This window comes from Streptomyces sp. NPDC002055, from assembly GCF_040296705.1.
Taxonomy (GTDB): Bacteria; Actinomycetota; Actinomycetes; order Streptomycetales; family Streptomycetaceae; genus Streptomyces.
In genome coordinates, this window is the sequence record NZ_JBEOXS010000064.1 from 1 (window position 1) to 20,051 (window position 20,051).

General features: G+C 73.0%; 16 protein-coding genes and 1 riboswitch. Of the genes, 7 read left to right on the forward strand and 9 right to left on the reverse strand.

All coding sequences use genetic code 11. The features are described 5' to 3' along the window. Positions 1-281 precede the first annotated feature (281 nt). Positions 282-545, forward strand: a complete 264-nt coding sequence (locus ABT112_RS28995) for a DUF3311 domain-containing protein (RefSeq protein WP_351514548.1) — start codon at positions 282-284, stop codon at positions 543-545. Further along, positions 542-2,185, forward strand: coding sequence for a monocarboxylate uptake permease MctP (mctP, locus tag ABT112_RS29000; RefSeq protein ID WP_351514550.1), 1,644 nt, complete (start codon positions 542-544; stop codon positions 2,183-2,185). The genes ABT112_RS28995 and mctP overlap by 4 nt, the downstream gene beginning before the upstream one ends. 155 nt (positions 2,186-2,340) lie before the next feature. On the opposite strand, the gene ABT112_RS29005 is transcribed toward mctP, so the two are convergent. After that, complete coding sequence (locus tag ABT112_RS29005; protein WP_351514552.1) at positions 2,341-2,718, reverse strand: thioesterase family protein; 378 nt, start codon at positions 2,716-2,718, stop codon at positions 2,341-2,343. Between the two features lie 204 nt (positions 2,719-2,922). Continuing rightward, positions 2,923-3,046: riboswitch (cobalamin riboswitch) on the forward strand. 150 nt (positions 3,047-3,196) lie between these two features. On the opposite strand from ABT112_RS29005, the gene ABT112_RS29010 reads away from it, so the two are divergent. The 3 genes from ABT112_RS29010 (at position 3,197) to ABT112_RS29020 (ending at position 8,698) form a co-directional block, all read left to right on the forward strand. After that, positions 3,197-5,590 carry a ribonucleoside-diphosphate reductase subunit alpha gene (locus tag ABT112_RS29010; protein WP_351514554.1) on the forward strand — a complete coding sequence of 798 codons (2,394 nt, stop codon included), beginning with the start codon at positions 3,197-3,199 and terminating at the stop codon, positions 5,588-5,590. Next, a complete protein-coding gene (locus ABT112_RS29015) occupies positions 5,590-6,633 on the forward strand; it encodes a ribonucleotide-diphosphate reductase subunit beta (protein WP_351514556.1) in 1,044 nt (347 codons plus the stop codon). The genes ABT112_RS29010 and ABT112_RS29015 overlap by 1 nt, the downstream gene beginning before the upstream one ends. 85 nt (positions 6,634-6,718) lie before the next feature. Continuing rightward, a complete protein-coding gene (locus ABT112_RS29020) occupies positions 6,719-8,698 on the forward strand; it encodes a transglycosylase domain-containing protein (protein WP_351514558.1) in 1,980 nt (659 codons plus the stop codon). A 66-nt stretch (positions 8,699-8,764) separates the two neighbouring features. Here the strand turns inward: ABT112_RS29020 and def are convergent, their stop codons facing one another. From def to ABT112_RS29060, 8 genes are all read right to left on the reverse strand, one after another. Further along, the gene (gene def / locus ABT112_RS29025) at positions 8,765-9,412 is read right to left on the reverse strand and encodes a peptide deformylase (protein ID WP_351514560.1); all 648 of its coding nucleotides are present in this window, start codon (positions 9,410-9,412) and stop codon (positions 8,765-8,767) included. Between the two features lie 95 nt (positions 9,413-9,507). Beyond that, positions 9,508-10,491: a tetratricopeptide repeat protein gene (locus ABT112_RS29030; RefSeq protein WP_351514561.1), complete on the reverse strand. Its 984-nt coding sequence runs from the start codon at positions 10,489-10,491 to the stop codon at positions 9,508-9,510. Positions 10,492-10,945: 454 nt separating this feature from the next. Further along, a complete protein-coding gene (locus ABT112_RS29035; protein WP_351514599.1) occupies positions 10,946-12,178 on the reverse strand; it encodes an HD-GYP domain-containing protein in 1,233 nt (410 codons plus the stop codon). 647 nt (positions 12,179-12,825) lie between these two features. Next, positions 12,826-14,409 carry an HD-GYP domain-containing protein gene (locus ABT112_RS29040; protein ID WP_351514563.1) on the reverse strand — a complete coding sequence of 528 codons (1,584 nt, stop codon included), beginning with the start codon at positions 14,407-14,409 and terminating at the stop codon, positions 12,826-12,828. Between the two features lie 497 nt (positions 14,410-14,906). Continuing rightward, positions 14,907-15,272 (reverse strand): mycothiol system anti-sigma-R factor, encoded by a 366-nt coding sequence (rsrA, locus tag ABT112_RS29045; protein WP_351514565.1) that lies wholly within the window; start codon positions 15,270-15,272, stop codon positions 14,907-14,909. Next, complete coding sequence (locus tag ABT112_RS29050) at positions 15,269-15,937, reverse strand: sigma-70 family RNA polymerase sigma factor (protein ID WP_351514567.1); 669 nt, start codon at positions 15,935-15,937, stop codon at positions 15,269-15,271. The genes rsrA and ABT112_RS29050 overlap by 4 nt, the downstream gene beginning before the upstream one ends. 368 nt (positions 15,938-16,305) lie before the next feature. Continuing rightward, positions 16,306-16,935, reverse strand: coding sequence for an alpha/beta hydrolase family protein (locus ABT112_RS29055; RefSeq protein WP_351514568.1), 630 nt, complete (start codon positions 16,933-16,935; stop codon positions 16,306-16,308). A gap of 51 nt (positions 16,936-16,986) precedes the next feature. Continuing rightward, on the reverse strand, positions 16,987-17,802 hold the full coding sequence (locus ABT112_RS29060) for an SOS response-associated peptidase (RefSeq protein ID WP_351514570.1): 816 nt from the start codon (positions 17,800-17,802) through the stop codon (positions 16,987-16,989). Positions 17,803-17,855: 53 nt separating this feature from the next. Here ABT112_RS29060 and ABT112_RS29065 point away from each other — a divergent pair, with 53 nt between their 5' ends. Continuing rightward, positions 17,856-18,569: a M50 family metallopeptidase gene (locus tag ABT112_RS29065; RefSeq protein ID WP_351514572.1), complete on the forward strand. Its 714-nt coding sequence runs from the start codon at positions 17,856-17,858 to the stop codon at positions 18,567-18,569. Between the two features lie 116 nt (positions 18,570-18,685). Then, complete coding sequence (gene aroA / locus ABT112_RS29070; RefSeq protein ID WP_351514574.1) at positions 18,686-20,041, forward strand: 3-phosphoshikimate 1-carboxyvinyltransferase; 1,356 nt, start codon at positions 18,686-18,688, stop codon at positions 20,039-20,041. Positions 20,042-20,051 lie beyond the last annotated feature (10 nt).

Genomic DNA, 20,051 nt, shown 5'->3' on the forward strand with positions numbered 1-20,051 from the left:
CCGGGCGCGGCCCGACGGCCGAGCCCTGCCACCGGAGACCGGCCCGACGCCCGGGCGCGGCCCGACGGCCGAGCCCTGCCACCGGAGACCGGCCCTCCGGCGGAGCCCGGCCCTCCGGCGCGCCCCGGGGATCTTCCCCGGGGCCCGCGGCATCCGCTCTGACCTGCGGCTCCGTCAAGTGTGTCCGTACCGAGATGCGGACAGGGGCTGACGCCGGGCCGCGCGCTCGCTTAGATTTCCTGCGCACTGCAGTGATCGCTGAAGAGGAACGGAGCCGCGGCATGTCGGAGCAGCCACCGAGAAGCGAGGGCACCAGGCCGGTGATCACGCCGCCACGCGTGGTCGTGGCACTGTGCCTGATCGCACCGTTCGTCGCCATGCTGTGGGTCGGCTCGTACGCACGGGTGGAACCGACGGTGATCGGTATCCCCTTCTTCTACTGGTACCAGCTGTTCTGGGTGTTCGCGTCCACCGGTCTGACCTCGCTCGCCTACGTGCTGGTCCGGCGTGAGCAGCGGGCCCGCAAGGGAGGTGCGCCGGAATGAACGACGGCGTGAACGGCGTCGCCCTCGGCGTCTTCATCTTCTTCTTCGTGGCCGTCACGGCCATGGGCTTCCTGGCGGCGCGCTGGCGGCGGGCGGACAACGCCGACAGCCTCGACGAGTGGGGCCTGGGCGGCCGCAGCTTCGGCACCTGGATCACCTGGTTCCTGCTGGGCGGCGACCTCTACACGGCGTACACCTTCGTCGCGGTGCCGGCGGCGATCTACGCGGCGGGCGCCGCGGGCTTCTTCGCGGTGCCGTACACGATCCTGGTGTACCCGCTGATCTTCACCTTCCTGCCGCGGCTGTGGTCGGTGTCGCACAAGCACGGCTACGTCACCACCTCGGACTTCGTCCGCGGCCGGTTCGGCTCCAAGGGGCTGTCGCTGGCCGTCGCCGTGACCGGCATCCTCGCCACGATGCCGTACATCGCGCTGCAGCTGGTGGGCATCCAGGCGGTGCTGGACGTGATGGGCGTGGGCGGCGGCGAGTCGACCCACTGGTTCATCAAGGACCTGCCGCTGCTGATCGCCTTCGGTGTGCTGGCCGCGTACACCTACTCCTCGGGGCTGCGGGCGCCGGCGCTGATCGCGTTCGTCAAGGACACCCTGATCTACATCGTGATCGCCGTGGCGATCATCTACATCCCGATCAAGCTCGGCGGCTTCGACTCGATCTTCGCCAAGGCCGGTGAGGCGTTCACCCAGACCAATCCGGTGACGGACAAGCCGCGCGGATCGGTGGTGACCGGTGAGCCCGCGCAGTGGACCTACGCCACGCTGGCGCTCGGCTCGGCCCTGGCGCTGTTCATGTACCCGCACTCGATCACGGCGACGCTCTCCAGCCGGAGCCGTGAGGTGATCCGCCGCAACACCACCATCCTGCCGCTGTACTCGCTGATGCTGGGGCTGCTGGCGTTCCTCGGCTTCATGGCGATCGCCGCCGGGATCAAGGTCAAGAACGGCCAGCTGGCGATCCCGCAGCTCTTCGAGAACATGTTCCCGGACTGGTTCGCGGGCGTGGCCTTCGCGGCGATCGGGATCGGCGCGCTGGTTCCGGCGGCCATCATGTCCATCGCCGCCGCCAACCTCTTCACGCGGAACATCTACAAGGACTTCCTCAAACCGGACGCGACGCCCGCCCAGGAGACCAAGGTCTCCAAGCTCGCCTCGCTGCTGGTCAAGGTCGGCGCGCTGGCCTTCGTCCTCACCATGGACAAGACCGTGGCCATCAACTTCCAGCTGCTGGGCGGTATCTGGATCCTCCAGACGTTCCCGGCCCTGGTGGGCGGCCTGTTCACCCGGTGGTTCCACCGCTGGGCGCTGCTGGGCGGCTGGGCGGTCGGCATGATCTACGGCACTCTCGCGGCGTACGGGGTGCCGAGTCCGACCAATCCGGCACAGAAGCACTTCGGCGGCAGCGCGGACGCCATCCCGGGGATCGGTGAGATCGGTTACATCGGCCTCACCGCGTTCGTCCTCAACGCGCTGGTCACGGTGGTGCTCACCGTCGTACTGCGGGCGGTGAAGGCGCCCGACGGCATCGACGAGACCACCGCGGCCGACTACACCGCGGACGCCGGTGAGCCGGGCGTGGAGACCGAACTGCCGCCGGCCACCGCGGGGGCGCCGGGCGGGCACTGACCCCGGCCGGTATCCGGCTCGACGCGAGCCTGCGGGCCGTCGCCTCCGACACGGGGGCGGCGGCCCGTCGGCGTGTCCGGGAGCGCCGCAAGCGGGGCACGGGCGGGCGGTACGAGCAGTGCCGGGCGGGAGCCGGGCGGACAGGTCGGGCGGCCTCAGAGACGCGCCAGGAACCGGTCCCGGTCGACGATCACCCGGGTGATCTCACCGGTGGCCAGCAGCCGGCCGGCGCCGTCCTGGGCGGCCACGGTGAACCGCACCAACCGGCCGTCGAGGTAGGTGACTTCCGCGGTGGCGGTGACGGTCGCCCCCACCGGTGAAGCCTTGAGGTGGTCGACCTGGACCCGGGTGCCGACCGAGGTGCGGCCGGGCTCCAGCGCGCCCGCGAGCGCGTCGACGGTGGCGGCCTCCAGCAGGGCCAGCAGGCCGGGGGTCCCCAGGACCGGGAGGTCGCCGCTGCCGAACTCCGCGGCGGTGTCGGCCTCGCTGACGGTGCGTTCCGCGGAACCCCGCGCGCCGGTCCTCAACGTCATGCCGGACAGGCTAACCGACGCGCCGGGTGACCCCGGCGGGTGATCCGCGAGCGATCCCGAATGGGAATCCGGGCGGCCCGCGGGACGCGCTGCCCCGTCCTCCCGGGCCTCGGCGCCGTTACCACATCTGTTCCCCTGCAAAGCGCACCACCCGAACCCCTGACACAAGATGTGGTGTTGCGTGCGGACCGCGACACAAGATGTATGCTCTTGCTCGCTGTCGTCGCAGGGGAATCCGGTGCGAATCCGGAACTGTCCCGCAACGGTATGAATGCGCTGGAAATGCGCACTTCCAAGTCCGAGGACCTGCCGGCGGCCTGCCCGGATCGACCGACCCGGGCGACGATATCGTCCGGGCCTCGCGGGTTGGGCCGGTGGACGCTGCGCGGTGCGCTGCCCTGTTCCGGGGTGAGGTGTGCCCGTTCGGCGCCCGTCGTGTCCGTCCGTGCGGCCCCAGCCGAGCGAGGGAGAGCACCACGTGACCATCGCGCCCGCCGATCCGGCTTCAGCCGTCGCACCGGTGACCGAGGCCGACGGCCCCGGCACCGCGCTGCTGCGTACCCTGACCGACCTCACCGCCGATCTGCCCGCGACCGACCCGGGCCGGGTCGCCGCCGCCGCGCTCCGCGGCCGCCACGCGGGCTCCGACGAGGCCGAGTTGCGGGAGCTGGCGACCGAGGCGGCCGCCGGCCTGATCGCCGAGGACCCGGAGTACTCCCGGCTCGCCGCGCGCCTGCTCACCCGGGCGGTCGCCGACGAGGCCGCGAGCCAGGGAGCGGTCTCCTTCTCCGCCTCGGTCGCCACCGGTCACCACGAGGGTCTGATCGCCGACCGGACCGCGGAGTTCGTCCGCGCCCACGCCTCCCGGCTCGACACGCTCGTCGAGGTCGCGCTGGCCGACGGCGCCGACGACCGCTTCGGCTACTTCGGACTGCGCACGCTGCACAGCCGGTACCTGCTGCGCCACCCGATGACCCGCCAGGTCATCGAGACCCCGCAGCACTTCATGCTCCGGGTGGCCTGCGGGCTGGCGGAGGACGGTTCGGACCGCGCCGTCGACGAGGTCGCCGCGCTCTACCGGCTGATGAGCCGGCTGGACTACCTGCCGAGCTCCCCCACGCTCTTCAACTCCGGCACCCGGCACCCGCAGATGTCCTCCTGCTACCTGCTGGACTCCCCGCTGGACGAGCTCGACTCCATCTACGACCGCTACCACCAGGTCGCCCGGCTCTCGAAGCACGCGGGCGGCATCGGCCTGCCGTACAGCCGGGTCCGCTCCCGCGGCTCCCTGATCCGGGGCACCAACGGGCACTCCAACGGCATCGTGCCGTTCCTGCGCACCCTCGACTCCTCGGTCGCCGCGGTCAACCAGGGCGGCCGGCGCAAGGGCGCGGCCTGCGTCTACCTGGAGACCTGGCACGCGGACCTGGAGGAGTTCCTGGAGCTGCGCGACAACACCGGTGAGGAGGCGCGCCGCACCCACAACCTCAACCTGGCCCACTGGATCCCGGACGAGTTCATGCGCCGGGTCGAGGCCGACGCCGACTGGTCGCTGTTCTCCCCCTCCGACGTGCCGCAGCTCGTCGACCTGTGGGGCGACGAGTTCGACGCCGCGTACCGGGCGGCGGAGGCCGCCGGGCTGGCGCAGCGCTCGGTCCCGGCCCGCCAGCTGTACGCCCGGATGATGCGCACCCTCGCGCAGACCGGCAACGGCTGGATGACCTTCAAGGACGCCGCCAACCGCGCCGCCAACCAGACCGCGGAGCCCGGCCGGGTCATCCACTCCTCGAACCTGTGCACCGAGATCCTGGAGGTCACCGACGACGGGGAGACCGCCGTCTGCAACCTCGGCTCGGTGAACCTGGGCGCCCACCTGGGCACGGACGGGGAGATGGACTGGGAGCGGCTGGACGCCACGGTGCGCACGGCCGTGACCTTCCTCGACCGTGTGGTGGACATCAACTTCTACCCGACCGAGCAGGCTGCGGCGTCGAACGAGCGGTGGCGCCCGGTGGGCCTGGGCGTGATGGGCCTCCAGGACGTCTTCTTCCGGCTGAAGCTGCCCTTCGACTCCCCCGAGGCGTCCCGGCTCTCCACGCTGATCGCCGAGCGCATCATGCTGGCGGCCTACGAGGCCTCCTGCGACCTCGCCGAGCGGCACGGCCCGCACCCGGCGTGGTCGGCCACGCGCGCCTCGCGCGGCGTGCTGCACCCGGACCACTTCGGGGTGGAGCCGACCCTGCCGGAGCGCTGGGCGGCGCTGCGCGCCCGGGTCGCGGCCACCGGCATGCGCAACTCCCTGCTGCTCGCCATCGCGCCGACGGCCACCATCGCCTCGATCGCGGGCGTGTACGAGTGCATCGAGCCGCAGGTCTCCAACCTCTTCAAGCGCGAGACGCTGTCGGGTGAGTTCCTCCAGGTCAACTCCTACCTGGTGGAGGAGTTGAAGGAGCTGGGCGTGTGGGACGCCCAGACCCGGGAGGCGCTGCGGGAGTCCAACGGCTCGGTGCAGGAGCTGAACTGGATCCCGCAGGAGATCCGGTCGCTGTACCGGACGGCGTGGGAGGTCCCGCAGCGCGCACTGATCGACATGGCGGCGGCCCGTACGCCCTACCTCGACCAGAGCCAGTCGCTGAACCTCTTCATGGCCTCCCCGACCATCGGGAAGCTCAGCTCGATGTACGCCTACGCCTGGAAGAAGGGCCTGAAGACCACGTACTACCTGCGGTCGCGCCCGGCGACCCGGATCGCGCGCGCCGCGGGCGGCAGCGGAGCGGCTGCCGCGCCGATCCCCGTCCAGCAGACGGCCGAAGCGGCGGACGCCGTCGCCTGCTCCCTGGAAAACCCCGAGTCCTGCGAGGCCTGCCAGTAATGTCCACCCACACCACCGAGATCGCCGCGGACTCCACCGCCGAGAAGAACCTGCTCGACCCGGGCTTCGAACTGACCCTGCGTCCGATGCGCTACCCGGACTTCTACGAGCGCTACCGCGACGCGATCAAGAACACCTGGACCGTGGAGGAGGTCGACCTCCACTCGGACGTGGCCGACCTCGCCAAGCTCTCCCCCGGTGAGCAGCACATGATCGGGCGGCTGGTCGCGTTCTTCGCGACCGGGGACTCGATCGTCGCCAACAACCTGGTGCTGACGCTCTACAAGCACATCAACTCGCCCGAGGCGCGGCTCTACCTCTCCCGGCAGCTCTTCGAGGAGGCCGTCCACGTCCAGTTCTATCTGACGCTGCTGGACACCTACCTCCCCGACCCGGACGACCGGGCCGCCGCCTTCGCCGCGGTGGAGAACATCCCGTCCATCCGGGAGAAGGCGCAGTTCTGCTTCCGCTGGATGGACTCGGTCGAGAAGATGGAGCGGCTGGAGTCCCGGGAGGACCGCCGCCGCTTCCTGCTCAACCTGATCTGCTTCGCGGCCTGCATCGAGGGGCTGTTCTTCTACGGCGCCTTCGCGTACGTCTACTGGTTCCGCTCGCGCGGTCTGCTGCACGGCCTGGCGACCGGGACGAACTGGGTGTTCCGCGACGAGTCGATGCACATGGACTTCGCCTTCTCCGTCGTGGACACCGTCCGCGAGGAGGAGCCCGACCTCTTCGACGAGGAGATGGGCCAGCAGGTCACGGCGATGCTGGAGGAGGCCGTGGAGGCCGAGCTGCAGTTCGCCCACGACCTGTGCGGCGACGGGCTGCCCGGGATGAACACCGCGTCCATGCGCGAGTACCTGCAGTGCGTGGCCGACCAGCGGCTGCGCCGGCTCGGGCTGCCGGTCCGCTACGGCTCGGAGAACCCGTTCTCCTTCATGGAGCTGCAGAACGTCCAGGAGCTGACCAACTTCTTCGAGCGCCGCGTCTCCGCCTACCAGGTCGCGGTCGAGGGTTCGGTCGCCTTCGACGACGACTTCTGACCGGAGCGCGCCACCCGGCGCCCCGCGGGGTTGCCCGGTCCGGACTCCGAACGGAATATTCCGGTCACTGGGCAACCCCGGCCCCATGCGTCACATCTCCCTCGGTGAAGACCTCTTCGCCGAGGGAGGAATGCACTCCATGAAGTGGCGCCGTCCGAACCGTGCGGAGGACCGCACCGAGCGGCCCCCGTCCGGCCGCCTCCGCCGCGTCGTCGACTGCCTGCGCCGGGGCCGGGGCGTCGTCGACTACCCGCGCCGGGGCCGCAGCGGATGGCGGCGCTGGCTGCCGTCCTGGCGCCAGTGGCTGAGCGCCGCCCTGCTCTCGGTGGCGGCCCTGGCCGGACTGTTCGCCGTCGTGTACGCGAGCGTCGACATCCCGGACGAGAACGCCGCCGCCCGCCAGGAGGGCACCGTCTACTACTGGGCCGACGGCAGCCAGATGGTCAGTGTCGGCGCGGTCAACCGGCAGAACGTCGAGCTCGGCAAGGTGCCGGACGCGGTGGAGAGTGCGGTGATCTCGGCCGAGAACGCGAGCTTCTACTCCGACCCCGGCGTCTCGGTCCAGGGCGCCGCGCGGGCGATCGTCAACATGGTCGGCGGGGAGGAGACCCAGGGCGGGTCCACCATCACCCAGCAGTACGTGAAGAACACCTACCTCTCCCAGGACCAGACGGTCACCCGCAAGCTCCGCGAGTTCTGCATCTCGCTGAAGCTGTCGAACCACCGCACCAAGCGGGAGATCCTCCAGGGGTACCTCAACACCAGCTGGTTCGGCCGCGGTTCGTACGGCATCGAAGCCGCTGCGCGCACCTACTACGGCATCGGCGCCGAGCGGCTGAACCCGAGCCAGGGCGCGATGCTGGCCGCCCTGCTGAAGGGCTCCGAGAGTTACGACCCGGGGCTGAGCCGGGCCAACCACGCGCGGGCCGAGGCCCGCTGGAAGTGGATTCTGGACCGGCAGGTCACCACGGGGGCGATGAGCAAGGCGGAACGGGCCCGCTACCGGACCTTCCCCGAGCCGCGGAAGCCGTCCAAGCCCACCAGCCAGGCGGGGCAGACCGGTTACCTGATCGACGTCGCCAACAAGTACATCAAGCAGCGCACCGACCTCACCGACCAGGACCTCGCCCGCGGCGGCTACCGCATCCGCACCACCTTCGACCGGAACCGGGTGCGACAGCTGGAGCAGGCCGTGCGGCGGGAGCGCCGGCAGAGCTTCGACCCGCGCCGGCGCACGGTGGACCGCCATGTGCAGGTGGGGGCCGCGTCCGTACGGCCCGGGGACGGAGCGGTCGTCGCGGTCTACGGGGGCGCCGACGCCACCCGGCACTTCAGCAACAACGCCGACACCTCAGGCGTCCCGGTCGGCTCGGCCTTCAAACCGTTCGTGATGGCGGCGGCCCTCCAGGAGGAGTCCTCGGGGGAGCTCGCCGGCAAGGGCTTCGCCCCCGTGTCGTCGTCCGGCCTGGCCGGTCCGCTGGTGGCCTCGGAGAACCCGCCGTTCGTCGAGGCCGGCCGGAAGATCGGCCTGAAGAAGGTGCGGGACACGGCGGTCTCCACCGGACTGCGGACCGACAGCATGGCGCGGCTGGAACCGACGTTCCCGCTCGGCACCTCCACGCCCAGCGCGATCCGCATGGCGGGCGCGTACGGCACCTTCTTCAACGGCGGCCGCCGGGCCGAGCCCTACTCGGTGACCGAGGTCACCCGGGACGGCCGGAAGATCGGCGGCTTCGAACGGCCCGCGACGCCGCGGGTCATGGAGCCGGAGGTGGCCAAGAGCGTCGCCGCCGCGCTGGGCGCCGTCGCCTGGACCACCCTCGACCCGGTGAAGGCCCGGGACCTCGACGCCGTCGCGGCGGGCCGGACCGGGGAGAACGACCGGATGAAGTCCGCCTGGTACATCGGCCACGCCGACGACCTGACCACCGCCGTCACCCTGTTCCGGGCGAAGCCGGACGGCGGGCCACTGCTGCCCCTGACGGGCGTCGGCGGTCCGGACTCGGAGCGCGGCACCGTCTTCCCGCAGCGCATCTGGACCGACTACGCCAACGACGTCGCGTAGCGGCCCCGGACCCACGCGCGGAAGGGCCGGCTCCCACAGGGAGCCGGCCCTTCCGCGGGTGCGCGCTCAGTCGTTGGGCACCGTCTCGTAGCGCGGCGTGCCCTCTTCCATCTGGCGCAGGGCGGCCTTGCGCTCCCGCTTCGAGAGCCGGTCGATGTACAGGTAGCCGTCGAGGTGGTCGGTCTCGTGCTGGAGGCAGCGGGCGAAGTACCCGGTGCCCGCCACGGCCACCGGCTTGCCCTGGAGGTCCTGACCGCGGCAGACCGCGTAGTCGGGCCGGGCCAGCTCGGCGTAGGCGGTGGGGACCGACAGGCAGCCCTCGTTGGAGTCGTCCAGCACCCGGCGCTCGGCGGGCACGTCCTCGATCACCGGGTTGCAGATCGCGCCCACGTGCCGGACGCCCTCGTCGTCCTGGCAGTCGTAGACGAACACCCGCAGGTCGACGCCGATCTGGTTGGCGGCGAGACCCACGCCCTCGGCGGCCCGCTGGCTGGCGAACATGTCGTCGACCAGCTTGGCCAGCTCGTCGTCGAACTCGGTCACGTCCTGGCAGCGCCGGTGCAGCACCGGGTTGCCGACGACGGTGATCGGGCGGGCGGTGCCGCGCTCGCGGTGGGCCTGCTCACGTGCCTCGGCGTCCACCGTGTCGTCGAGGAACTCCGAGGTGTTCTCCTGCTCCTCGGCCACCTGCTGCCCGCTGTCCTGCTGCGCCATCTCCGCCGTACGCCTTCCTCACGCCTGATCGCCCCGGTAGCAGGGCCTGGCCCCTGTGGCAGGGCCCGCTCCAGGGTACGGCCCCGGGGAAGGCGTCAGCAGACCTCTTCGAGATCCCGCCACTCCCGGGTGTCCGGGCTGTCGGCGACCCAGCCGTCGAGCAGCCCGTGGACGAGTCCCGACGGGGCGGCGATCCCGCACTCCCGCTCGGGCACCCACAGGTCGCCCGAGGTCCGGTGCCCCAGCGGGCCGGGGTGACCGGGCTCACTGTGGTCGTGCGGGTCGAGGTGCGGCTCGCCGTCGCCCTCGTCGCTGGGCATCCGGCTCTCCGAACAGGTGCGGCAGAGCAGCCGCACGGAGGAGGACCAGTCCTCGGCGGCGAATCCGGCGTCGGCGGCCAGCCGCTCCAGGGCGTCCCGGTCCGCCTCGGTGGCCGCCTCCAGCAGCACCACCCAGGTGGGCACCGGCGACGGGGCCCACAGCTCGATCTCGTCGAACACCGGGTACGACGGGCCCGCCGAGGTGACCCGCTCGCCGTGCGGGACGCCGTCGTGCAGCACGACCTCGCCCCAGCGCCGCCCGGAGGACGGCAGCGGGATGCTCTGCACCTCTATCCGTGCCGGGTCGAGCCGGCGGCCCCAGACCACCTCGGCCTCCCCCTCGGGGGAGAGCCGCACGGCCGCGCTGCCCAGCTCCATGCCGACCGGCTCGTCGGCGGGGGCGCCCTCGCCCGGCACCTTCAGCCCGTAGGCCTGCCAGGCGCGCCGGGCCAGCGGCCAGTCCTGCAGGGCGGTGGCCGCGATGCCGACGTTCCACCAGTCCGGGGCGCCGGTCTCCCGGTCCAGGAGGGCGACGGCGCGCAGCCCGGCGGCACGCGCCTGCTCCCAGTCGTGCCGGAACTTGTGGAGCAGCGCGAGGTTGAACCACGACTCGGAGAGCCAGGGTTCCAGGTCCGCGGCCCGGGTGAGCAGGGCGCCTGCGTCCTCGTACCGGCCGTCGCCGATCAGGGTGAAAGCGCGGTCGGTCGCCTGCCGCCACGAGGCGGAGGGCCGATGCCGTACCTTGCCGAAGATCCTCACGATTCCCGCCTGCCGCTTCAGCTCCGTGTCCTGCGCCGTGCCGGCGCCGGCCGGTCACGGCCGGGGCGTCCTGGCGCCCGCACGACGTCCCCCTCGGTCACCGGGGTCCGGTCACCGTCTCCGCTGCCTCGTCGGGCACCGGTCTCCTTCTCCTGATCGATTCCATGACGACCACGGGGTGGCCCGCGGATTCCGCGTCGGCTCCCTGAGGACAACCTGCCACAGATCGGCCGTCATCTCAGCCCGGATCCCGACGCTCACCACTGCTCCTTGCCACCGTGGCGACCCCCGAACCCCCTCTCTCCGCATCCAACCATGCCCATCTGCGCCCGCGCTCATTACCCATGGGTTCCGGTACCGGACAAGATCCCTGCTCACGCAGCGGATCCGGCCGTTCACGGCGGGGAGTGGCCGGGCCCGGGCGGCGGCCTCCACGGCCCTTTGCCCGGCGGCTTCACGACGGCCCGCCGCCCCGCGCGAGCACCCGGGCGAGCGCCTCCACGACCCGGGGCTCGTGGTCGCGGGCGGTCGCCAGCCGGAGCCGTTCCAGGGCGGCCAGCGGACCGTCCAGCCCGCCGCCGCCCGCCAGGTCGTCGTAGGCGTTGACGGTGCGGACGATGCGGGCGGGGAGCGGCTGTTCACGGTACGGATCGGCCTGCCGCTCGACGATCAGCGCGACCTCGGGGTCCACTCCGGTCTGCCGGACCACCGCGCCGCCGAGCAGCGCGATCCGGTGGCGTTCCGCGGGCGGCAGGGATTCCGTGGCACCCGAGGGAGCCGGGTCGACGAGCGAGAGCCGGCCGATGTCGTGCATCAGCGCCGCGTACTCCAGCACGGTCAGGCCGGGTTCGGTGAGACCGAGCTCACGGCCGACGGCCCGGCTCAGCGAGGCGACCCGGCGGGCGTGGCCCCCGGGGGTGCAGCCGGCGATCTCGGTCGCGCGGGCGAGGGAGGCGATCGTCTGCCGGTAGGTGGCCTTGACCGCCGCGTACCGGCGGAAGGCGAACTGGGTGAGCAGCAGCGGCACGCTGAACACGGGCAGCGCCCAGAGCCCGGCCACGGCCGCGGCGAGCGCCATCACCACCCCGGTCGCGCAGATCGCCGAACCGATGCCGAGCAGGGCCCGCAGCTCGTCCCGGAGCAGCGGGCCGTACGGCCAGCCGGTGCGGGCGTGGGCGAGGGCCGCGGTGAGCACCGCGTCGCACAGCGCGGTGAGGCCGAGCAGGAACAGCAGGAGCAGCGCGTAGGACGGGCCGCGTCCCGTCCAGGCGTCCAGGACACCGGAGTTGTAGAGGGGCTGGAAGCAGGTCGCCGCGAAGCCCGCGGTGAGGACGCGGCGGGTGAGGTGGTCGAGGACCCGGTTCCGGCCGCAGGCCACGTGCGGAGCGGCCCCGGCGAGTGCGGCGGCGCCGACGACGGTGACCACCTGGAGGACGCCGTGGCCGGAGGAACGCCCGCCGACCTCCCCGAGCAGCGCGTAGGCGAGGGCTCCGGCCGCGCCGAGCGGGGCGGCTTCACGGCCGCCCCGGGTCTCCCGGCGCACCAGCTCACCGACGGTGATGAGGACGCCGAAGGCGAGTGCGGTGGCCGGCTCGGCGATGCCGTGCCAGAGGGTCCAGACAAAGCCCGCGGCGCCGAGCCCGCCCGCGGCGGCCCGGACGGCGGTTACGGCCCAGGAGGCGCGGATGGGTGCACGGCGTACGGGTGCCCGGCGCGGGGACGGCCGGCTTACGGGCGAACGGCTTACGGGCGGACGGCTTACGGGCGGACGGCCGGGCGCACTCCGCTCGCCGGGCGCCTGCCGGGGCAGCCGGAGTCCCTCGGCCCACTCCGGGCGGCCGTACGCTGCGCCGGGCTCCGTTCCGGGCTCCGTTCCGGGCTCTGCGCCGGGCTCCGTTCGGGGCTCTGCGGCGGGGTCTGGGCCGGGGGCTGTTCCGGGCTCCTTGCCGCCTGATGCGCCGGGCTCCGTACCGCGCTCCCCGCCGGGCCATGCACCGCGCTCCGCGCCTCCCGATGCGCCGGGCTCGGTGTCGCGCTCCGTGCCGCCCGCTGCAAGGAGTTCTGTATCGGCTTCCGGATCCGGATCGGGATCCGGGTCCGGGTCCGCGTGCCGGTCCGGCTTCGGCTCCGTGCCGGGCCGGGGTATGGCTCCGGGGGGTGACGGAGGGTGATCCTGCCGGTCCGGTGCCCCGGTGCGCTCTCCGGGCTCCGTCGGATCCGGGCCGTCGCCCGCTCCGGACTCGGCACCGGACTCGGCACCGGACCGGGCACCGGCGGGCCGCGCGGTGTCCGGAGCGCCGTGCCGGGAGTCGTCCCCCTCCCCCAGGCGGCCGCTCATCGCCGACCGCCACGAGGGCGGCGGCGGTTCCCTGCGGCGCCGGCCGCGCGCCGGACGTCCGGGACCGGGACCGGGACCGGCCCGGACTCCCGCGGGTGCGGACCGGACCTCCGGGCCAGCCGCTCCTCCGCCGCTGTGTCCCCTGCCGTCTCCACCCCTGTCTCCGGGGCCGTCTCCCCTGCCGTCGCCGGGGCGGTGCCGGGCGCGGCTCCCGGAGCGGTGTCCGGCGCCGGTGCGGGGACGTTTCCGCTGAGGTCCGCGGGGTGCTCGCTGTCCGCGGTGACGTTCGGGTGCCAGCCGTGCCGGTCGAGCGCCCGGACCAGGGCCCGGACCATCCGGGGGTCGAAGTGCGAGCCCGCGCACCGGCGGAGTTCGGCCACCGCCGCCGCCACCGGCCGGGCCCGCCGGTAGGAGCGGGTGGAGGTCATCGCGTCGAAGGCGTCGGCGACCGCCACCACCCGGGCGAACTCCGGGATCTGCCGGCCGGAGAGCCCGTAGGGGTAGCCGCGCCCGTCCAGCCGTTCGTGGTGGTGCAGGATCGCCACCCGGGCCTCCCCGAGGAAGCCGATGCCGCGCACCATCTCGTGCCCGTACTCCGGGTGGAGTTCGATGACGCGCCGCTCCTCGGGGGTGAGCGGGCCGTCCTTGCGGAGCAGCCGGGTGGGAACACCGAGCTTGCCGACGTCGTGCAGGATGCCCGCGATGCGCAGCGTTTCGACCCGGCTCCCGTCCATGCCCAGCTCCCGGGCGATCATCGCCGAGGCGCGGCCGACGCGCTCGCTGTGGCCGCGGGTGTAGCGGTCCTTGATGTCGACCGCCTGGACCAGGGCGCGGATGGTGGCGTGATGGGCGGCGCGCTCCCGGTGGTACTGGGCGAAGACCCAGCAGGAGATGTACATCGGCAGCAGCACCAGCAGCGACGTGACCGGCCCGAACGGACTGCGCCAGAGGACGGCCATCATCAGCCCGGCCGACCCGTGGACCAGATGGGGAGCGAGCGAGCGCAGCAGCAGCCCGCGCCAGGCGGTGCGGGGCGGACAGCGCTCGGCGGCGACCAGGATCCCCCCGTCGAGGGCGGCCGTCACCGCGCAGAACGCGAGGACGGCGAGGGCCGCGGGCAGCAGGACGCCGGGGAAGTCGGCGGTGGCGACCGCTTCCCGGCCGTCGCCGGTGAGGCGCCCGGCGCCGAAGACCTGCCCGGCGGCGAAGGTCGCGAGGGCGACGCGGGCGGCGTGCCAGACCCGGCGGAGCCGGACGGGCTGCCGCTCGACCCGGCCCAGCAGCGCCCCGGGCACGCCGACCAGGGCGGCGGCCGCGGGCGGCAGCAGGAAGGCACCGGCGAGGAGCACCGGGACGAAGGGCCCGGCGCCGGCCGGTGCGGTGTGCCCCCGGTCCGGGGCGCCTCGTGGTGCGGTCCGCGGGCGGCCGAGCCGCTCGGACGCGGCGCAGAGCAGGGCCAGCAGGGCGGCGGCGTCCCACGGCGTTCCGGCGCCGGGGCGTAACGCGGGCGCGGCGCACGTCACCGCGGCGAGCACGGCGCACAGGACGTACACCCGCGCCCCGCGCGGCACAGCTCGCATGGTGCTCCTCTCCCATGGTTCCCGTGCGCTCGACGTGATCGCTGCGTCTTCGAAGCCGCGTCAGGATGGGGAGAATAAGCCCGCGCCGGGCCGAGGACAGGCGCATCGACGTATTAGGCCGTGCGGGGGGCGCGGATTCGCACCTTCGGGTGACAGAAGGGCCCTCGTCCGGGGGCTGTGGAGGGACGGACGTCCGCCGCCGGACGGGCCAGGACCTACCGGCCGTGCGCGCCTGCCGCGCGCCCCGCAGTCGCCGGGCACCGGCCCCGTCGGACGCGCCCTGCACACCCCGCGGACCGGCCCCGTCGGAGCAGGCCCGTCGACAGCAGTCCCGTCGAAGCGGCCCATCCGGAATCCGTACGGGTGCCCACAGGCGCGCACACGTACGGGCCCGCCCGGAAGCGGGCCCGGAGGGATGCGGGCTCAGGTGCTCGGACGGCCTCGGGTACCGGCGGCCATGGCCCCGGGCGGCCGGGGCCTCATCAGGCGGATCGGCCTCAGGCGGATTCGGACGTGCGCTCCGGCCCGGCGGCGGACTCCGCCTCGGCCTCCGCGGCCTGCTGGTCGGCGACCGCCTGCTCCAGCACGGTCTGCTCGGGCACGGCCTCGCCGGCCCGGATGAGCTCGATCCGGCCCATGACCTTGGAGCGCAGGTCGGTCGGCACGTCGTCATGGCCGCAGCAGCGCTTCACGAGCTTCTTCACGGCCTGCTCGAGGCCGTACTTCTCCAGGCACGGTGAGCATTCGTCGATGTGCACCTCGAACTTGGCGCACTCGCCGTCCGGCATCTCACGGTCGAGGAACTCGTAGAGGTGGTCGAGTACCTCGGAGCAGTCCGTCTCGTGCGGATCTCCGCAGCTCATGATCCCGAGCCCTTCCGATCGTGCGACTCGGTCGACGCAGCGCCCGCTCCGGCGGGGACCAGCCCGCGCTCACGGGCGTAGTCCTCCAGCAGACCACGCAGCTGACGACGGCCGCGGTGCAGCCGCGACATCACCGTGCCGATGGGTGTAGCCATGATGTCCGCGATCTCCTTGTACGCAAACCCCTCGACATCCGCGAGATAGACCGCGATGCGGAACTCCTCGGGAATGGCCTGGAGCGCCGCCTTCACATCCGAGTCGGGCAGGTGGTCGAGCGCCTGCGACTCGGCGGAGCGCAGCCCCGTGGACATGTGGGACTCGGCGCGCGCGAGCTGCCAGTCCTCGATCTCCTCGGCGGCACTGCGCTGGGGCTCGCGCTGCTTCTTGCGGTAGGAGTTGATGAAGGTGTTGGTGAGGATCCGGTACAGCCAGGCCTTGAGATTGGTGCCCTCGCGGAACTGATGGAAGGAGCCGTACGCCTTCGCATACGTCTCCTGCACGAGGTCCTCGGCATCCGCCGGATTGCGGGTCATCCGCAGCGCGGCGGAGTACATCTGGTCGAGGAAGCCGAGGGCGTCCCGTTCGAAGCGCGCGTTGCGCTCGGCCGGGGTCTCCCGTGCCTGGCCGTCGTCGGTCCCTGCGTCGGTCCCAGTGACCGGACCCACCTCCTCCAACGCCGTGGCGGAACCGAATGCGGACCCGCTCGAATCGGAGAATAGACGACGATCCGTGTCACCCGCCGCTCCACGGGAAGCAGGCTGGGGCAGCAGCGCCCGGGACCACTCGGTGTCGGCGCTCTGCGGACGGGCCGGGCAATGGATCGAACCCATGCGGCGGACTCCCTCTCCTCATACGAAGGCCTGCATCAACGGACACCCGCCACAACGCAGGCGAGCGCCGCCGCATTCCCGCGTTCCGGCATGTGCTACGCCACAGCCCCGAGGCGGAACCGGGACAGCACCGGGGCCGCACAGGGGCAGCACCGGGGGCAGCACCATGGCGGGCCCGGGGACGCCGGCGGACGGCCCGGCGGTCAGGCGATCCGGTCCAGCCAGGCGGCGGCACCGCCCGTGATGACCTCCAGGGTCTCCTCCTGGCCGGGCCCCGCCGTCTTCGGTACGGCGAAGCCGTGATCGGCGTACGGCACCTCGACGAGGTCCGTACCCGCCGGAAACTCCTCCGGGCGCCCGAACGGGTCCCGTCCGCCCTGGACGACGAGGGTGGACACCCCGGCGCCCGTCAGCTCCTCCGCCCGGGACTTCTCCGGCCGGCCGGGCGGGTGCAGCGGGAAGGACAGCGCCAGCACGGCACGCGCGCCGAGGCCGCGCGCCGTACGGCAGGCGACCCGCGCCCCCGCGCTCCGGCCGCCCGCCACCACCGGCAGCCCCGGCTTCTCCAGCGCGGGCCACAGCGCCGTCCAGGCGGTGTCGAGGGTCTTCGGCGCCGGGGCGAGCCGCTTGCCGGCGACCCGCCAGGGCTGCTCGACCAGCGCGACGGTGACGCCGCGGGCGGGCAGCCCGGCGGCCAGCGCCCGCAGGTCACGGGCCTCGATCCCGCCGCCGGCGCCATGGCCGAGGGCCAGCACCAGCCGCGCCTTCCGCGCCGCCGGGTGCCAGGTGATGCGGGCGTCGCCCGCGGGAGTGGGTACGGTCTCGGTCTCCATCACCCGTCCATCCTGGCCCGTGCGCCCCGGGAAACCGGAAATCCCGGGGGCTCAGAAGAGCGTTTCCTCCTCCGGGGCCTCGAGCTCCGTCAGCAGCTCCGGGCCGTTGTTGCGCACATTGCTGACCTCGGTGGAGACCGGGTACGCCCGGACGGTGCCGGCCGGCGGCGGGGCCAGCAGGGTGCGCAGGTCGTCCGGGTCCGTGCGCGCCGGGTCGAGCCAGGCGGACCAGCGGTCCTCGGGGAGCACCAGCGGCATCCGGGGGTGGATCTCGGCGAGCGACCCCGGACCGTCGCCGGTGGCACCGGGCAGCGGTGTGGTCTCCGCCTCGGTGGTGACCACCGAGCACGTCACCCACCAGGCCCGCGGGTGCTCGGGGGGCAGGGTGCCGTCCCGCCAGAACTCGTAGAGCCCGGCCATCGCCATCACCGAACCGTCGGCGGGCGTCACGAAGTAGGGCTGCTTGCGCGGGCGCTTCTTCTTCCCCTCCACCTCCAGCCGGCGCTCGGCGGCCGCGGTGACCCACTCGTAGTAGCCGTCCGCCGGGAGCAGGCACCGGCGCGCGGTGAAGGCCCGGCGGAAGGACGGCTTCTCGTGCACCGTCTCCGCCCGGGCGTTGATCATCTTCGCGCCCCCGTCGGGGTTCCTGGCCCAGGACGGGACGAGCCCCCAGCGCAGCATCCTCAACTGCCGCACCGGAGCCGGGTCCCCGGTCCCCTTGTCCGGCCGCTCCAGCACCGCGTAGACGTCCTTCGTGGGCGCGACATTCCAGTCGGGTGCCAGGGTCTCTTCGGGATCCCACTTCGCGACACCGAACATCCCGACGAGGTCCTCGGGCTTCCGGCTCGCTGAATATCGACCGCACATAAGTGCCACACTGCCACGACGTCCGTACCTTCCGGCAAGGGAGCCGCCCGTCCATGAACAGCACAGCGATAGGCGATCTCTGGGATCGCGTCATAGGTTCCCAACCGGACCCCCCTGTCTGGCTGGTGGCCACGACCGCGGTGGTCGCCCTCGCGGCCGTGCTCCCGCACGCCGCGTGGCGGCTCTCCCGGAACGCCGTGACCATCGCGCACGAGGGCGGGCACGGTCTGGTGGCGCTGCTCAGCGGTCGCCGGCTGGACGGCATACGGCTGCACTCGGACACCTCCGGGCTGACCGTCTCGCGCGGCAAGCCCACCGGGATCGGCATGATCCTCACCGCGGCGGCCGGCTACACCGCTCCGTCCCTCATCGGACTCGGCGGCGCCTGGCTGCTGGCCGCCGGACACATCACCGCCCTGCTCTGGGGCGCGGTCGTGCTGCTGACCGCCATGCTCGTGATGATCCGCAACGCCTACGGCGTGCTGACGGTCCTGGTGGCCGGCGCCGCCTTCTTCCTCGTCTCCTGGCTGACCGGCCCCGCCGTGCAGGCCGCCTTCGCCTACGGCGTGGTGTGGTTCCTGCTCCTCGGCGGCGTGCGCCCGGTCTTCGAGCTCCAGGGCAAGCGGCGCCGGGGCGGGGCACCGGACTCCGACGCGGACCAGCTGGCGCGGCTGACGAACGTTCCGCCGGTGCTCTGGCTCCTCCTCTTCCACGTGGTCTCGCTGAGCTCGCTGATCGGCGGCGGACGCTGGCTGCTCGGCATGTGAGCGGCGGCGGAGGCGCGGCGTGACATCGACTACCCTCCACCCCTGCTGACTTTCGGCTGGGTTTCTCCGCTTTTGATCAAGATCGGTGCCCGAGCTGAACCACTAAAGTGAGGCCCATGACCGGTAACCCCGAGCACACCGCCCTCTGGCCCGCCCCGTCCGCGTCCGGCCCCGTCGACGCGACCGTCACCGTGCCCGGATCGAAATCGGTCACCAACCGCGGCCTGGTGCTGGCCGCGCTCGCCGCGGAACCGGGCTGGCTGCGCCGCCCGCTGCGGTCGCGCGACACCCTGCTGATGGCCGAGGCGCTGCGCGCCATGGGCGTCGGCATCGAGGAGACCGTGTCCAGCGCCACCGCGGGCGGCGACGGCGGCGAGGCCTGGCGGATCATCCCGGCCGGACTGCACGGCCCGGCCACCGTGGACGTGGGCAACGCCGGAACGGTGATGCGTTTCCTGCCGCCGGTCGCGGCGCTCGCCGACGGCCCCGTCCGGTTCGACGGCGACCCCCGCTCCTACGAGCGCCCGCTGCACGGGGTGATCGACGCCCTGCGCGCCCTCGGTGCCCGGATCGACGACGACGGCCGCGGCGCCCTCCCGCTGACCGTGCACGGCGGCGGGGCCCTGGACGGCGGCTCCGTCGAGATCGACGCCTCCTCGTCCTCACAGTTCGTCAGCGCGCTGCTGCTGTCGGCGCCCCGCTTCAACCAGGGCGTGGAGGTGCGGCACGTGGGCGCCGCCCTGCCGTCCCTGCCCCACATCCGGATGACCGTGGACATGCTGCGGTCCGCCGGCGCCCGGGTGGACACCCCCGAGGCCGGCGGCGAGCCGAACGTCTGGCGGGTGACGCCGAGCGCGCTGCTCGGCCGGGACCTGGTGGTCGAGCCCGATCTGTCCAACGCCCAGCCGTTCCTGGCCGCGGCCCTGGTCACCGGCGGCCGGGTCACCGTCCCGGACTGGCCGGAGCGCACCACCCAGCCCGGTGACGCGCTGCGGCAGATCTTCACCGAGATGGGCGGTTCCTGCGAACTCACCGACGCGGGGCTGACGTTCACCGGATCGGGCCGGATCCACGGCATCGACGTGGACCTGAGCGAGGTCGGCGAACTCACCCCCGGCATCGCGGCGGTCGCGGCGCTGGCCGACTCCGAGTCGGTGCTGCGCGGCGTCGCGCACCTGCGGCTCCATGAGACCGACCGGCTGGCCGCGCTCACCAAGGAGATCAACGGCCTGGGCGGCGACGTCACGGAGACCGAGGACGGTCTGCACATCCGCCCGCGCCCGCTGCACGGCGGGGTCTTCCACACCTACGACGACCACCGGCTGGCCACCGCCGCCGCGATCATCGGACTCGCCGTCGAGGGGGTCCGGGTGGAGAACGTCGCGACCACCGCGAAGACGCTCCCCGACTTCCCGGACCTGTGGTCGGGCATGCTCGGCACCTCCGCCGTGGCCCCCGCACGGAGAGCGTGAGAGCACCCAG

Bases quoted from the DNA above. Each gene is read 5' to 3' on its own strand.
- ABT112_RS28995 (WP_351514548.1), top strand. From the start codon at position 282: ATGTCGGAGCAGCCACCGAGAAGCGAGGGCACCAGGCCGGTGATCACG.
- ABT112_RS29060 (WP_351514570.1), bottom strand. From the start codon at position 17,802: ATGTGCGGTCGATATTCAGCGAGCCGGAAGCCCGAGGACCTCGTCGGG.
- ABT112_RS29065 (WP_351514572.1), top strand. From the start codon at position 17,856: ATGAACAGCACAGCGATAGGCGATCTCTGGGATCGCGTCATAGGTTCC.
- def (WP_351514560.1), bottom strand. From the start codon at position 9,412: ATGGCGCAGCAGGACAGCGGGCAGCAGGTGGCCGAGGAGCAGGAGAAC.
- ABT112_RS29005 (WP_351514552.1), bottom strand. From the start codon at position 2,718: ATGACGTTGAGGACCGGCGCGCGGGGTTCCGCGGAACGCACCGTCAGC.
- aroA (WP_351514574.1), top strand. From the start codon at position 18,686: ATGACCGGTAACCCCGAGCACACCGCCCTCTGGCCCGCCCCGTCCGCG.
- rsrA (WP_351514565.1), bottom strand. From the start codon at position 15,272: ATGAGCTGCGGAGATCCGCACGAGACGGACTGCTCCGAGGTACTCGAC.
- ABT112_RS29020 (WP_351514558.1), top strand. From the start codon at position 6,719: ATGCGTCACATCTCCCTCGGTGAAGACCTCTTCGCCGAGGGAGGAATG.
- mctP (WP_351514550.1), top strand. From the start codon at position 542: ATGAACGACGGCGTGAACGGCGTCGCCCTCGGCGTCTTCATCTTCTTC.
- ABT112_RS29055 (WP_351514568.1), bottom strand. From the start codon at position 16,935: ATGGAGACCGAGACCGTACCCACTCCCGCGGGCGACGCCCGCATCACC.
- ABT112_RS29015 (WP_351514556.1), top strand. From the start codon at position 5,590: ATGTCCACCCACACCACCGAGATCGCCGCGGACTCCACCGCCGAGAAG.
- ABT112_RS29040 (WP_351514563.1), bottom strand. From the start codon at position 14,409: ATGCGAGCTGTGCCGCGCGGGGCGCGGGTGTACGTCCTGTGCGCCGTG.